The sequence below is a fragment of the Kitasatospora sp. NPDC048286 genome (assembly GCF_043201735.1).
In the GTDB taxonomy this organism is placed as follows: domain Bacteria; phylum Actinomycetota; class Actinomycetes; order Streptomycetales; family Streptomycetaceae; genus Kitasatospora.
Genome location: NZ_JBICZE010000004.1, coordinates 190,634 through 204,989, shown reverse-complemented (window position 1 = coordinate 204,989; position 14,356 = coordinate 190,634). Strand labels below are relative to the sequence as shown.

At 73.8% G+C, this 14,356-nt stretch carries 10 protein-coding genes and 1 pseudogene; 7 read left to right on the top strand and 4 right to left on the bottom strand.

Annotated elements, in window-relative coordinates:
- Window positions 1-376 precede the first annotated feature (376 nt).
- The gene (locus ACGF13_RS11565) at window positions 377-1,654 is read right to left on the bottom strand and encodes an acyl-CoA dehydrogenase family protein (protein ID WP_392872152.1); all 1,278 of its coding nucleotides are present in this window, start codon (window positions 1,652-1,654) and stop codon (window positions 377-379) included.
- Window positions 1,655-2,067: 413 nt separating this feature from the next.
- On the opposite strand from ACGF13_RS11565, the gene ACGF13_RS11560 reads away from it, so the two are divergent.
- The 3 genes from ACGF13_RS11560 to ACGF13_RS11550 all read left to right on the top strand — a co-directional run bounded on the left by ACGF13_RS11560 (window position 2,068) and on the right by ACGF13_RS11550 (window position 7,810).
- Window positions 2,068-3,141, top strand: coding sequence for a GAF domain-containing protein (locus ACGF13_RS11560; RefSeq protein ID WP_392872149.1), 1,074 nt, complete (start codon window positions 2,068-2,070; stop codon window positions 3,139-3,141).
- A 328-nt stretch (window positions 3,142-3,469) separates the two neighbouring features.
- Complete coding sequence (locus ACGF13_RS11555) at window positions 3,470-5,050, top strand: lipase maturation factor family protein (protein ID WP_392872775.1); 1,581 nt, start codon at window positions 3,470-3,472, stop codon at window positions 5,048-5,050.
- A 300-nt stretch (window positions 5,051-5,350) separates the two neighbouring features.
- The gene (locus tag ACGF13_RS11550) at window positions 5,351-7,810 is read left to right on the top strand and encodes a hypothetical protein (protein WP_392872146.1); all 2,460 of its coding nucleotides are present in this window, start codon (window positions 5,351-5,353) and stop codon (window positions 7,808-7,810) included.
- 87 nt (window positions 7,811-7,897) lie between these two features.
- On the opposite strand, the pseudogene ACGF13_RS11545 reads toward ACGF13_RS11550, so the two are convergent.
- Window positions 7,898-8,726, bottom strand: a pseudogene (locus ACGF13_RS11545) (M55 family metallopeptidase).
- Window positions 8,727-8,738: 12 nt separating this feature from the next.
- The gene (locus tag ACGF13_RS11540; protein WP_392872143.1) at window positions 8,739-9,560 is read right to left on the bottom strand and encodes a helical backbone metal receptor; all 822 of its coding nucleotides are present in this window, start codon (window positions 9,558-9,560) and stop codon (window positions 8,739-8,741) included.
- Window positions 9,561-9,812: 252 nt separating this feature from the next.
- Between ACGF13_RS11540 and ACGF13_RS11535 the strand changes: the two genes are divergently transcribed.
- The 4 genes from ACGF13_RS11535 to ACGF13_RS11520 all read left to right on the top strand — a co-directional run bounded on the left by ACGF13_RS11535 (window position 9,813) and on the right by ACGF13_RS11520 (window position 13,325).
- Complete coding sequence (locus tag ACGF13_RS11535; protein WP_392872140.1) at window positions 9,813-10,913, top strand: ABC transporter substrate-binding protein; 1,101 nt, start codon at window positions 9,813-9,815, stop codon at window positions 10,911-10,913.
- 3 nt (window positions 10,914-10,916) lie between these two features.
- Entirely contained in the window at window positions 10,917-12,005 is a 1,089-nt protein-coding gene (locus ACGF13_RS11530) for a FecCD family ABC transporter permease (protein ID WP_392872137.1), read from the top strand.
- A complete protein-coding gene (locus tag ACGF13_RS11525) occupies window positions 12,002-12,802 on the top strand; it encodes an ABC transporter ATP-binding protein (RefSeq protein ID WP_392872134.1) in 801 nt (266 codons plus the stop codon). Before ACGF13_RS11530 ends, ACGF13_RS11525 begins: the two co-directional genes overlap by 4 nt.
- Window positions 12,803-12,893: 91 nt before the next feature.
- On the top strand, window positions 12,894-13,325 hold the full coding sequence (locus ACGF13_RS11520; RefSeq protein ID WP_392872132.1) for a hypothetical protein: 432 nt from the start codon (window positions 12,894-12,896) through the stop codon (window positions 13,323-13,325).
- A gap of 53 nt (window positions 13,326-13,378) precedes the next feature.
- Here the strand turns inward: ACGF13_RS11520 and ACGF13_RS11515 are convergent, their stop codons facing one another.
- The gene (locus tag ACGF13_RS11515; RefSeq protein ID WP_392872129.1) at window positions 13,379-14,356 is read right to left on the bottom strand and encodes an L-tyrosine/L-tryptophan isonitrile synthase family protein; all 978 of its coding nucleotides are present in this window, start codon (window positions 14,354-14,356) and stop codon (window positions 13,379-13,381) included.

The window sequence follows — 14,356 nt, the reverse complement described above, 5'->3', positions numbered from 1 at the left end:
AACCGGGACGCCGGTCCGGACCGGTGGGTCCGAGCGGCGGTTCGACCCCGTACGGCGCGGCCGGGCTTCAGGGCGTCGAGGCCTGGGCTGCCGGAGCCGGTGACGTGCTGTCACTGGCCCGGCGGGGTGCAGCGCGGCCGCCGACGGCACGGAACGCTATCAGCCCGAGTGTCGTCGATGAACATCAACTGGCCCGGTACGAGGGCCTGATGGCGCTGTGGCGGCGCTCGTGCCGGACGCTCCGCCGACGCGACGCCGCAGCTCACGGCCATCGGCCCGGTCGAAGCGGCGGTCCCCGGAGGTCGGGTGAGGCCCCCGGGGAGAGGCCGTCAGGAACAGGTCAAGTACCGCTCGTGGCGGGACGGGCGGACGGGTCTCAGCCCGCGAGTGGCATCGGCAGCACCCGTCCGCCCTGTCCCGGCGGCTTCTCCACCGGGGCGTCCCGCTGGGCGGCGAGTTCGCTCCAGGCCCAGCTGGTCAGGTCGGACAGCTCCGCCGACCACTGCTTGCCGTACGTGCCCGAGGCGAACTGCCCGAGCCGCAGCCGCTGGACGTCGGAGGTGCCGGCCGGCGGGTAGACGTGGGTGGCGTCCCTCAGGTAGCGCTCGATGCCGAACTCGGGCTGGAGTCCGCGGGCGGCGTGGATCTCCATGGCGTTGCGCGCGGAGTCCAGCGCGTACTCGGTGTTGATGAGCTTGGCGTTCATCAGCTCGGCGTCGCAGGCGCGGCCGTGGTCGAGCAGGTGGGAGGCGTGGTAGGCGGCGAGTCTGGCGGTCATCAGCCGGGACTGCATCTCGCCCAACTTGAGCATGATGTTGGGAAGTTGGTTGATCGGCTGGCCGTACAGGACGCGCCCCTCGGCGAACCGGACGGTGTCCTCGACGATCGCGGTGTGGATGCCGAGCGCGACGGCGGCGAGGTTGATCCGCCCGTAGAGGGTGGAGGAGGAGTAGGCGACGTCCAGGCCCTGCCCCTCCCGGCCGAGCCGGTTGGCGGCCGGGACTCGGCAGTCCTCCAGGAGGATCTCGCCGAAGCTGAAGCCGTGCAGCCCGCTCTGCGACCCGGGGGAGCCGGTGCGGAACCCCACGCGGTCGCTCTCGACCAGGAAGGCGGACAGGCCCCGGCTGCCCCGGCCGGTGCGCAGGACCACGCCGTGCACGTCCCCGATGTGGGAGTTGCCGACGAAGCACTTGCGGCCGTTGAGCACGTACTCGTCGCCGTCGCGGACCGCGGTGCCGGTCATCCCGAGCACGTGCCCGCCGGACTCCGGCTCGGTGACGGCGATGGTCGGCAGGCACTCTCCGGAGGCGAACTTCGGCAGCCACTTGCGGCGTTGGGCCTGGGAGCCGTAGTGGAGGACCTTGGCCACGCCCAGCTGGGAGGCCTGCGCGATCGAGCCCGCAGCCCCGCTGACCCGGGCCAGCTCCTCGATGATCACGGTCTTGGCGACGTGCCCCAGGCCGAGGCCGCCGAACTCCCGCGGGATGGTCACGCCGATCCAGCCCTGGCGGGCGATCTCCCGGGCCAGCTCGAACTCGATCTTCCGTTCGGACTCCATCCTGGTCACCCTCGGACGCACCTCCTTCTCCGCGAAGTCACGGACCTCGGCGCGAAGGTCCTCGTGACGGTCGTCGGTGAAGTAGTCCATCGCCATTGCTCCGGTCCTCTCGATGCGTGCGGTGCCGTGCCTCCGTCCGTGCCGTCGATGCCGCTCCGGCGACGCCCTCGGGGGGCGGTGGGGGTGCGGGAGTTCCGGCCGGTCGCCCCGGTGCGATCGGCGCATGCGTCACGGGGCGGTGTCCCGGCGACGGGCGCCGTCCGTGTCTTCGGCAGGGCTCATTGTTGTATGGGGCACCGGGGCATCCCAGAGTCGATCTTGGATTGGCGGGATTCGGTCCGTCCCCGCCGGGAGGGGTTTCGCCCGGACCTCGGACGGGAATCGAACTTCGCTTCCGTGACGGTCCGTCGACCTGTCGTTCACGTGCGGTTTTGACAAGCCATCGGCAAGGCCCAGGAACGCCCGATCGAAGCGGTCCAGCCGTTCTGATGTCTGGTTACATGTGCGCCATGACTGATGTGATGAGCACTCAAGGCCAGTTCCCGGGTGCCTCCGGGGAGTCCGCGCGAACCCGCAGGCTGCGCGGCCTTGGGCTCAACGACCCGTCCGCGGACGAGGCCTTCGACCGCTTCGCCCACCTGGCAGCCAGTATCACGCGCGCTCCCATCGCGATGGTCAACTTCATCAACGACGAGCGCCAGATGTTCCGGGGGCTCTACATCCCGCCAAGTTCGGCCGACGCCGCGGCCGAGGACGGGTCGTCCTGGGCGGACCGTGGCATCGCCTTCGACCTCCCCAGCCGCGAGATGCCGCTGAGTCACGGCTTCTGCCCGCACGTGGTCGCCCAGCGTTCCCCCCTCGCCCTCGACGACATCCTCGCCTACCCCCGGTTCGCCGGGAACCCGGTGGTGGACGAACTCGGCGTCCGCGCCTACCTCGGCGCCCCGCTCGTCGACGACACCAACACCGTCATCGGCACCGTCTGCGTCCTCGACCGGGAACCCCGGCAGTGGGGGCGCGAGCGGCTGCGCGACATCCAGCACCTCGCCGAGGCGCTGCTCTCCGAGATCCGGCTGCGCGACAGCCTGCTCGCCCAGCGCCAGGAGATGTTCGCCGCCTTCGACGGCTCGCCGTTCCCCATCATGCTCACCGAGGGCCCGGGCCAGGAGATCCGGTACGCCAACGCCCAGCACGCCGACACCTTCGGCGCGCCGACGGCCTACGGGACGATCGGCGCCGCGTACCCGCTGCTCGGCGCGGCAGGCCTCGAACAGACCGTCGTCGAGGCCTACCACACCGGTCGCACCGCCGTCCTCGACGACGTCCGGATCCAGTCCGCCCGCCCGGACGCCCAGCGCGGCCCACAGGTCTTCAGCTTCACCTGCACCCCGCTGCGGGCCGCGCTCACCGGCCGGATCAACGGCGTCCTCACCGTCGGCATGGACATCACCGCCCGCTCCCGCACCGAGGAGGAACTCGGCACGCTGGCCGCCCTGCTCGTCGACCGGCTCCAGCAGAGCGGCGCCTCCGTGCCCGGCCGCTCGGCCATCGCCGGCGAGGCCGGACCCCGCCTGCCCGGCTGAACCCCGGCCGGTGCGGACCGTCCACCACCGTGGCGGGCTCCTCTCACCCCCGTGGAGAGGACCCCGCCACGGTGCCGCCACGGTGCCGCCATGATGTCGTCCGGGGCCGGGAGTTCACCGGGAGCCCGTCGGAGCCGAACCCCGCCTGATCCCGCCCGAGCCGAACCCCGCCTGATCCCGCCCGAGCCGAACCCCGCCTGATCCCGCCTGAGCCGGAGCCCGCCCGAGCCCGCCGGGCCCGCCGTCCGGGCCGAGCGGGTGAACCGACCCCGTACCGCCGCCCCGACCGGCCCCGCGCCCGGGGTCCCGGGTGGTAGGCATGGGCCGCATGGACTGGTTCGCCGCCCCCGACTACTGGCTGAGCCGACTGCTCGTCCAACGCCTGCTCGCCGCCCTCTACCTGATCGGATTCCTGGCCGCCGCCGCGCAGTTCCGCGCCCTGATCGGCGCCGACGGCATGCTGCCCGTGCCCCGGTTCACCGCCCGCGTCCCGTTCCGACGGTCACCCGGCCTGTTCCACCTCCACTACAGCGACCGGTTCTTCGCCGCCGTCGCCTGGAGCGGCGCCGCCCTCGCCGCCGCCGTGGTGGCCGGGCTCGGCGACGCCGTCCCGCTCTGGGCGTCCGTCCTGCTGTGGACGGCGCTCTGGAGCCTCTACCTCTCCATCGTCAACGTCGGGCAGACCTGGTACTCCTTCGGCTGGGAGTCCCTGCTGCTCGAAGCCGGCTTCCTCGCCGCGTTCCTCGGCAACGCCGACACCGCCCCGCCCGCCCCGGTGCTCTGGCTGATGCGATGGCTGGTCTTCCGGGTCGAGTTCGGCGCCGGACTGATCAAGCTGCGCGGCGACAGCTGCTGGCGTGACCTGACCTGCCTCCAGTACCACCACGAGACCCAGCCGATGCCCGGACCGCTCAGCTGGTTCTTCCACCACCTGCCCGCCCCGCTGCACCGGGTCGAGGCCGCCGCCAACCACGTCGTCCAACTCGTCGTACCGGTCTGCCTGCTGCTGCCGCAGCCGGTCGCGAGCTACGCGGCCTGCGCCGTCCTCGCCACCCAGCTCTGGCTGGTCGCCTCCGGCAACTTCGCCTGGCTCAACTGGCTGACCATCGCCCTCGCCCTCGCCGCCGTGCAGCCCGCCCGCCTCGGCCTGCCCGTCCACGCCCGCGCGTACCCCGGCGCGCCGGTCTGGTACGAGGCGCTGGTGATCGCGCTGACCGCCGCCGTCGTCGTGCTCAGCTACTGGCCGGTGCGCAACATGCTGTCCCGCGGCCAGGCCATGAACCGCTCCTTCAACCGGCTGCACCTCGTCAACACCTACGGCGCCTTCGGCAGCGTCAACCGGCTCCGCCAGGAGGTGGTGGTCGAGGGCACCGACGAGGCGGTGCTCACCCCGCACACCGTCTGGCGCGAGTACGGCTTCAAGGGCAAGCCCGGTGACGTCCGCCGACGCCCGCGCCAGTTCGCGCCCTACCACCTGCGGCTCGACTGGCTGATGTGGTTCGCCGGCATCTCGCCCGCCTACGCCCGCCCCTGGTTCCTGCCCTTCGTCGCCCGCCTGCTCGCCGGCGACCGGGCCACCCTGCGCCTGCTGCGCCACAACCCCTTCCCGGATGCCCCGCCGACCCACGTCCGGGCGACCCTCTACCTGTACCGGTTCACCGATTGGCGCGAACTGCGGGAAACCGGCGCGTGGTGGCACCGAACCGCGCTCAGCGAGTACCTCGCGCCGGTCGATCTGCGGGCCCTCGGCCGCGCCGGGTACCGGCCGCCGCCCGGCCGGCGGGGCCCGGCGGGAGGCCGGGGCGTCCGGGAGGTGCCGCTGGAACGGTTCCAGCGGTCCGGCCGCCGGTCCGGGCCGTCCCGGCCGTCCGGCGGGGGACGGCGCGGGTCCCGCGGAGAGAAGCCGTGAGCAGCACGGACACCCGTCCGGAGCAAGGACGGACCAAGGACGGACCAAGGACGGATCGCCATGCGGACCACCCGTGTGGACCGCCCGAGTGGCGGCCAGGCGAGCGGTATGGCATACGACACCCGCCCATCCGGGCGGTGGGTGCGTGCAAGGCTCGAACGGGCACCCGTATTCTGGGCGTCCACAACCGGCAGCCCGACCGCGCGCCCCCCTTGCCCCGCCTCAGGGGCGACCCCGCGCACCCGGTCCGCCGCCCCCTCGCCGCCAGCCCCGCCGTCGTCGCCCAGAACCGGACCTCACATGACAGTGCTTCACTCGCGCAACGCCGACGCAGCCGACCCGGCGGACGTCGCCGACGCCGCAGACGTCAAGGACCCCCAGGACGCCGCCGCGGAGCCCGACCTCCGCGAGGACCTCGGCCGCTACGCGGAGCTCGGGGCCTTCACGCTCACCGCCGAGACCCACGCCTGGTACGCGGCCGTCGACACCGTCGCCACCCCCGAGGACGCCCGCGCCGCCTCCACGGCCCTCGCCGAGCTGCGCGGCAGCGACCTCCAGCAGACCTGGGAGGCCGTCGCCGCCCTCGCCGCCGACGCCAAGCTCGAAGAGCCCGACACCGTCGCCAAGACCGCGCTCCTGGTCGAGATGCTCCAGCGGGTGCACCGCACCTCCGGGACCCTCTTCCCCGCCGCGTACGACGCCGACCTCGGCGCCCTCGCCGCCGCCACCGCCGACAGCACCTGGCGCCGCGAGAACGGCGTCAAGCTCTCCTGGCTGCGCGGCCGCTCGCTGCGCAAGCAGGCCGTCGCGCTCGCCACCGACCGCCGCATCCGCCGGGAGGACCTGCACGAGGCCCTCACCTCCGCGGAGATCGAGCGCCGCGCCTGGGCCGCGCTCGCCCCGGTCGGCACCCTCCCGCGGGTGCCCGCCGACGGCGCCCTGGTCGACCGCACCGCCCAGGCCTTCGAGGCGATCAACACCGGCCTGCGCGGCCTCGCCCGCCTGCTGCCCGACCACGACCTGGACGGGCTGCCCTTCGCCGAGCTGATCGACCTGGTCGAGCGGCTCGCCGCCGACGAGGGCACCCTCTACCGCCTGCCCACCATCCGCGGCCTGCGCGCCGGGCTGGAGGAGGCCGGCCTCGCCGACCTGCTCGCCGAACTCGCCGCCGCCAAGGCCGACCGCCGCGCCGCCGAGGCCGCCTACACGGCCCGCCAGGCGCTCGCCGGCGGGCAGCGGGACGGGCTTGCCGAGCAGGCGGCCGCTGCTGCGGTCGAGGAGACGGTGGTCGAGGAGCAGCCGGGTACCGAGGAGACCGCGGAGGCGGCGGCCGAGACCGCGGTTGAGGTCAAGGTCGAGGCCGAGGTCGAGGTCGGCGCCGAGGTCGACGGTGGGACCGGTGCCGAGGAGGCTGCGGCCGAGCAGTCCGGGACCGACGAGCCGGGGACCGAGGAGCCGGTCGCCCGGGCTGACGCCGAGGCGGCTGCCCTGCAGGCGCTGGCCGCCGGGCAGCGGGACGGCCTCGTGGAGGAGGTCCCGGTCCTGGTGACGCCTGTGGCGGAGTCGGCCGACGACGCTGCTGCGGCGACTGTGACCGAGGCTGCCGAGGCCGACGTCGTGGCGGAGGTCGAGGTAGAGGCCGGGGCAGAGACGGCGTCGGACGCGGGTGCCGCTGATGACGAGCCGTCGGCGGCGCAGGCCGAGGAGGAGACGCCGGTCGCCGTGGTCTCCCTCCCCGCGCCCTCCCCGGCGGCCGACGACCTGGTGGCCGCCGCGACCGCCGCTCTGGCCGAGGCCGCGGACGAGCCGGCGGCGGAGGTGGAGCCGGAGGGCACCCCGGTCACCGAGACCGCCGAGGTCGTTGAGGTCGTAGAGGTCGAGGAGACCGCTGCCGAGGTCACGGTCGAGGAGCCGGCCGTCGAGGACACGGTCGAGCCGGTGGTCGAGAACGAGCCTGAGGCTGTCGTCGCGGAGCCCGCCGTGGACGAGCCCGCCGTCGCGGTCGAGGAACCGGTCGTTGAGGTCGAGGAGGCCGCTGCTGAGGTCGCGCCGGCGGCCGAGACCGAGACCGAGCCTGAGGCCGTAGCGGCGGAGCCTGTCGCCGAGGAGTCGGCCGAGGTCGAGGTTGCCGATGCGGCTGTCGAAGCCGTCGAGGCTGAGGTTGAGTCGGTCGTCGAGACCGGGGCCGAGGTCGTTGTCGAGGAGTCGGCTGTCGAGGCTGATGAGGCTGCGACCGAGGCCGCTGAGGTAGTCGCCGAGGTCGAGCCCGAGGTCGTCGTGGTGGAGCCTGCGGTCGAGGAGCCGGCGGTTGAGGTCGAGGAGGTCGCTGCTGAGGTCGCGCCGGCGGCCGAGACCGAGGTTGCCGATGCGGCTGTCGAAGCCGTCGAGGCTGAGGTTGAGCCCGTCGTTGAGACCGAGCCCGAGACCGTTGTCGAGGAGCCCGTCGCCGAGCCCGAGGCTGTTGCCGTAGAGGTGGCGGAGCCGGTCGTCGAGGCCGAGGCCGTCGTCGTCGCCGAGGCTCCCGCAGCCGAGCCGGAGGCCGAGGCCCGTCCCGCGAAGCCGGACTTCACGCCCGGTCGCCCCGTGACCGCCTACTCCGCCGAGGAACTGCTCGCCGTCGTGCGGTGGGTGGACGGTGACGGTGTCGAGCGGAGCGACGAGGAGCTGCTGCGGGCGGCCATGAAGGAGCTGGGCTTCGCCCGCCTCGGCCCCCGGATCAAGGAGGCGCTGGGCGTCGCCGTCGCCGCCGCGCGCGGCTGACGACATACGGCCGCAGGGCCGGGGGCCCGGGACGCGAGCACGCGTCCCGGGCCCCGTCGTGTTCCGGGGGTGAAGCGGTGCCCTCCGTCAGCCGGGCTTGATGGTCGCGAGCTGTGCGAGCAGCAGCACCAGCCGGTACGCCTCACCGAAGTCGGCGGCGCCGAAGGCGACCGTCCGGCCGCCGCCGGCGCGTGAGACACCCGGCACAAGTGTCGCGAGGTCGACCATGAACGGCGCGGAGAGGTCGACCTCGACGTCGAGCGGTCCGACGAGGGCCAGCGGGGGAACGTCCGCGCGCCGTGTGACGGCCTCGGCGGCCGCACGGCGCAGCCGTTCCCGTGCCTCCTCGGGATGGAGGGCGACGGCGGCGCTCTGGCCCAGGGCCTGCTTGACCGCGACGGTGACCGCGGAGGGGGAGTAGATCACGCAGTTCGGCGCAGGCGCGGTCGTCGCCGCTGAGCAGGACGACCGGTACGCCCAGGTGCCCGGCCATGGCGGTGTTGAGACCGATCTCGCCCATGGAACGCCCGGTCACGCGCACGTCGAGGATGCCGTCGTTCATGGTGTGTGCCAGTACGGCCGGGCCGCAGCCGGCCCGGGCGTGGTAGCCGACGAGCAGAACCGCGTCGGTCCGGTCGTCGAGCCCACCGAGCATGCCCAGCGGACGTGGCTTGCCACGCACCAGGCAGGCTCGTCGGTCGAGTTGCTCCGGCAGCAGGTTGCGGAACGGCCCGTGCGCGTCGGCGACCCACACCTCGGCCGCGGGGTCGGCGTCCAGCACCCCGGCGATCACGCTGTTCGCCTCGGCCGTCGCCATTGCGCGACCGCGTACATAGTCGTAGTGATCCGGATTCGTCTCGGTGGGATGCACGATCCCCGAGATGCCCTCCATGTCGACGGAGATGAGAACCTTCATGCCTCGGGGAGTCTAGGCGCCGCCCGTGCCACCAGGACCGAGCGGGTGGTCGAGGGCCCGCCGAAGCACGGCCGGGGCGGTCACCAGCGACGGCCCGTACCAGGTCAGGTGCCGTCCGCTGACCAGTGCCGCCGGTGTATCCGGGAAGGCCTCCGGTCCGTCCTCGGCCGTGAACCGGTACGGCTCGTCCGGTAGGACCACCAACTCCGGCCGACAGGCGATCAGTTCGGGAAGCGGGACGGCGGGGTAGCGCTCGGGGTGGTCGGCGTGGACGAGCCGCAGGCCCAGCCGGCGCAGCAGGTCCCCGGCGAAGGTGTCGCTCCCGAGGACCATCCACGGGCGGCGCCAGATCGGCACGACGGCCCGCGGGCCGTCGGCGTCCGGAGGAGTGCCGCCGCTGCCGACGGGGGCCCAGGCCGCCTCCGCCTCGTCCAGCCAGGCCGGGCGGGGCAGCCCGCAGGCGGTGGTCAGCAGCCGGTCCAGGGAGCGGAAGGCGTCGTCCAGGGTGCGGATGTCGGTGACCCAGACCGGGACGCCGGCCGCCCGCAGCGCGTCCAGGTCGGGGCGCCGGTTCTCCTCGTCGTTGGCGAGGACGAGGTCGGGTGCGAGCGCGAGGATGCGCGGGACGTCCGGGTTCTTGGTGCCGCCGATCCGGGTGACGGACAGGTCGGCGGGGTGGCTGCACCAGTTCGTGGCGCCGACCAGCAGCCCGGGCGCGGTGGCGGCGACCGCCTCGGTCACCGAGGGCACCAGCGAGACCACCCGGCGGGGCGGGCGCGGCCCGAGCCGGACGGGGAGGTCGAGGTCGTCGCGCGGGGTGGTGGGGGCGGCCATCCGGCCAGCCTACGTCCGGCTCCCCGGCGAGGGGGCGCGCCGCCGACGACCGGTCGCGAATCGCGGGGAACCGGCCGCCCGGGCCGTCCGACTACCTGGTCCGGGTCCGCAGCACGGGCCCTGGCACGCACGAGCACCGAGTTCCAACGCTGAGCACCAAGCACCAAGCACCAAGCACCAAGCACCGAACACGCAAGCACCAAGCACCGAACACGATCGCCGAGCGCGATCACCGACCAGGAGAGAGTTGTCATGCGCCCTCGCGTCGTCTGCGGAATCGCGGCCGCCGTCGCCCTGTTCGCCACGGCCTGCGGAAGCGGGACCGGGGGCGGGCAGAGCGCCTCCGTCACCGTCCAGCCCGCCCCCGGTGGTGGATTCCCCGTCAAGGTCGCCGACTGCGCGGGCAAGGAGACCACCATCGCCAAGGCGCCCGCCAGGATCGTCACCAGCAACGCCTCCAGCCTGGAGCTGCTGCTCCGACTCGGCGCGGGGGAGCGGGTGATCGGCACCGGCTTCCCGCCCGGCAAGGGCACCCTGCCCGCCGACCTCGCCGAGCAGGGCGCCAAGGTGCCGGCGCTCGGGGACAAGGGCATAGCCAAGGAGAAGCTGCTCGGTTCCGGAGCCGACCTCTACGTGGACACCTTCGGCGCGATGCCGATGATGGGCGGCGGCGCCACCGGACCGAGCGAGGAGGAGTACGCGGCGGCCGGCATCCAGCACGTCTACCTGCTCTCCACCGCCTGCGCCGGGACACCGAAGGCCGCCAAGGCGCCGCGCACCGACCTCGCCGGGATCGAGGAGGATGTCCGCCGGCTCGGCGCCGTCACCGGAACCGCCGCGCGCGCGGAGGAACTGGTCGCCGGGATGGAGAAGCAACTCGGCGAGGTCCGCACCGCGCTCGCCGCCGTACCGGAGGCACAGCGGCCGAGCTACTTCGTCTTCGACTTCGACGCCGGCACCAAGCAGCCGGTGGCGGTCTGCGGCCGACAGGTCGCCAACGCCGTGATCAGCCAGGCCGGGGCGCGCAACGTGTTCGCCGACTGCGACGCCGACTTCAAGCCCGGCTCCTGGGAGGACGTGGTCGCCAAGAACCCGGACTGGATCCAGTTGGCCGTGCGCAACCGGGGCAGCGAGGAGGCCACCCGCAAGGCCTTCGACGAGGCCGAGGCCTTCCTGAAGAGCTTTCCCGCGACCCAGGGCCTGAAGGCCGTCCAGGAGGGGCACTTCGTCCGGCTCGGCTCCGAGGTGACCACCATCGCGGGGGTCCGCAACGCCGACGCCGTCCGGCGGATCGCCGCCACCGTCCACCCGGACCTGGTCAAGAGCTCCGACCTCGCCAAGAACGGGCAGTAGCCGGTGACTTCGGCCACCGCCCGGAAGGAGCGCGGCGACACCCGCCCGGACCGCACCCTGCGGGCCGGGCCGCTGGCCGCCGTCCTCACCGCCGCCCTGGTACTCGCGCTGACCGCCGCCGTCTCACTCGGCTCGGTGGACGTCCCGCCCGGCGAGGTCTGGTCGGTGGTCGCCCGCCGACTCACCGGCCGGGCCCCCGAACCCGGCACCCGCGACCTCATCGTCTGGCAACTGCGCGTCCCACGCGCCCTGTTGGCCGCCGTGGTCGGCGCCGGACTCGGCCTGGTCGGCACCGCCGTACAGGCCCTGGTCCGCAACCCGCTCGCCGACCCCTACCTGCTCGGCATCTCCTCCGGCGCCTCGCTCGGCGCGGTCGCCGCCATCGTCCTCGGCACCACCCTCGGTCTCCAGCTCTCCTTCGGCAGCGCGCTCGGCCTCACCGTCTCCCTGGCGGCGTTCGCCGGCGCGCTCGCCGCGTTCTCACTGGTCTGGCTGATGGCCCGCCGCGGCGGCGGCTTCTCCCCGCTGCGCCTGGTCCTCGCGGGCATCGGCATCGCCCAGTTCCTCGGCGGCATCACCAGCTACCTCGTCCTGCAGACCCGCGACGAGCAGCAGACCAGAGGCGTGCTGTTCTGGCTGATGGGCAGCCTCGGCGGCGCCGTCTGGGCCCAACTCGCCCTCCCCACCGTCGCTGTGGCGCTCGGACTGGCGCTGCTCCAAGCCCGCGCCCGGGGGCTCAACGCGATGCTGATGGGCGACGAGACGGCCGCCGGGCTCGGCGTGGACGTCGCCCGGCTGCGCCGCGAGGTCTTCGTCGTCACCAGCGTGCTCACCGGGGTGCTGGTCGCCGTCTCCGGGGCGATCGGCTTCGTCGGACTGATGGTGCCGCACGTGTGCCGACTGCTGCTCGGCGGCGACCACCGGCGGCTGCTCCCGCTGTCCGCGCTGACCGGGGCGCTGCTGCTGGTCGTCGTCGACACCGTGGCCCGCACCGCCCTGGACGGTCAGGAACTGCCGATCGGCGTGGTCACCGCCGTCCTCGGCGCCCCCACCCTGCTCTACCTGCTGGACCGACGACTGGAGCGCAGTTGAGGATCGCCGTCGAGGACCTGAGCGTCGCCCTGGCCGGCCGGACGGTGCTGGCCGGGGCCAACCTGATCGCCGAGGAGGGAGAGATCGCCGGACTGGTCGGGCCCAACGGCAGCGGCAAGTCCAGCCTGCTGCGCACCGTCTACCGGCACCTGCGGCCCAGCGCGGGCCGGGTGCTGCTGGCCGGGCGGGACCTGGCGGAGCTGCGGCCCGCGCAGTCCGCCCGGCACATCGGGGCGCTGCCCCAGGAGCGCGGCGGGGACTTCGAGTTGAGCGTCCGCGAGGTGGTCGCGATGGGCCGCACGCCCTACAAGCGGGCCTTCGCGGCGGACGACGCCGAGGACCACCGGATCACCGCCGAGGCGCTGGAACGGGTCGGCATGGCCGAGGCCGGCGACCGCCGCTTCGCCCAACTGTCCGGCGGCGAGAGGCAACGGGTACTGCTGGCCCGGGCGCTCGCCCAGCAGCCGGACGTCCTGGTGCTGGACGAGCCGACCAACCACCTGGACGTCAGGCACCAGGTCGAACTGCTGGCCCTGCTCCGGGAGCAGCGCCGCACGACCCTGGTGGCCCTGCACGACCTCAACGCCGCCGCCTCGGTCTGCGACCGGCTGCACGTCCTGCACCGCGGCGCCCTGGTGGCCTCCGGGGCGCCGCGCGAGGTGCTGACCTCCGGGCTGCTGGCCGAGGTCTTCGGGGTACGGGCGGCGGTGGTGGAACACCCGCTCACCGGCGACCCGTTGATCGCCTTCGACCACCGTGCCCCGGCGGCGGACCCGGCCACCGCTCCCATTCGCTGACCTGCGATGAGCCACCTGCGATGAGCCGACCTGCGACGGGGTGACCTGCGACGGGGTGACCCGCTTCGAGCTGACCTGCGATGATGATCCCATGGCCGTCATCCCCGTCGAACCCCGTCCGCTCGACGACTCCGAGCGGGCCGTGCTGGAACACCTCCTGGCCGCGGACTTCGCCGGGGCGCCGGCGCTGCGCGCCCAACTGGACCGGACGGAGGTGACGGCCGTCTGGGGCGCCGAGTCGGTGAGCGTCGACCTGCGGGTGCGCGGGCTGGAGCGTGACCCCGCTCCGGCGTTCGTGCCCCTGCCGGTCGACGCGCCCGTCCACGACGACTCCGGTGAATACGTCGGCGAGCTGCTGGTGTGGGCCGAGGGCGGCGTGACCCTGTCGGCGCTGGAGTACGCCTGGGTCACGGACGAGATGCCGACCGTCCTGCCGACCGTCGACCGGATCCGCGTCAGGGCCGTGGGTGGGGCCGTGGGCGGGGCCATGGGGAGCGGCGGGGCCGACGGCAGGGCCGGGTAGCGCAGGGGCCGCCCCCGGTACCACCCGGCCCGCGCGGGCCGGCGAGGCGTGCCTCAGCAGCCCTCGTAGTGGCTCGGCCTGCCGTCCCGCAGCACCAGTCGGCCGAGTCGGGCGGCCTCGTCGTTGCGCAGCAACTCCCGGTCGCCGCCGGTGCGGTGGAGCACCGCGGAGTGCCAGGGGGTGGTCCAGGCGTCGGCGGACGCCAGCAGTCGGATGCCGAACTTGGACGCCCCGGCCGGCTGCGGGTGGATGGAGAGCCGGACGGCGCGCGGGTGGTGCTCGGCGATCAACTCGCCCCAGGCACGGCTGCGTTGGATCACCCCGTAGGCGCGGCGGCGGCACTCCCGCTGGAGGGCGGAACGGGTGCCGGTGAAGCCGATGGTGTCCTCGGTGAGGAAGCGGGTGATGCCCCGGTAGAGCCGCAGGGTCTCCTCCTCGGTCAGCACCTGCTCGCGCAACTCCTCGACGCTCGGCGCGTACTGGGCGTGCACCCGGGCGCGCTTCTCGTCGTACGGGAGGTCGTCGAGGACGGCCCGCAGGTCGAAGGTGTCGAGGTGGGAGAGGCCCTCGTGGGTGATCATCGCGGTCAGGGCGTCCGAGTAGGCGTCTATGTGGTCGTCCGGGACGTTGATCAGATCGCCGAAGATGTGCCCGTCCGAGCAGATCAGGATGCGGGCGCCGGGCGCGTGCAGGCGGCCGATCTCGGCGCAGAGCCCGTCGAGGAAGGTCAGCGACAGCCGTTCGCCCTCGTCCGGCAGGTGGCCGAGCACCTTCGCCGGGTTCGGCGACTTGCAGGGGAAGCCGGGCAGGGTGAGGACGATCGGCTCGCCGGCGGTGATGAAGTCCGCCAACTGTGCCAGCTGGAGCGGGAAGTGCTCCGGGCCGGCGTCGAACTCCGGGTCCGAGGCGCGACGGTGTGGCAGCAGCAGGCCGAGGACGCGGGCGGCGAGGGCGGTGGCGCCGGCGCGGGTGCCGGGGCCGTCGGGGGCGTCGGGGGTGATGACGGCAGGGGCGGTGCCGACGGGCGGCAT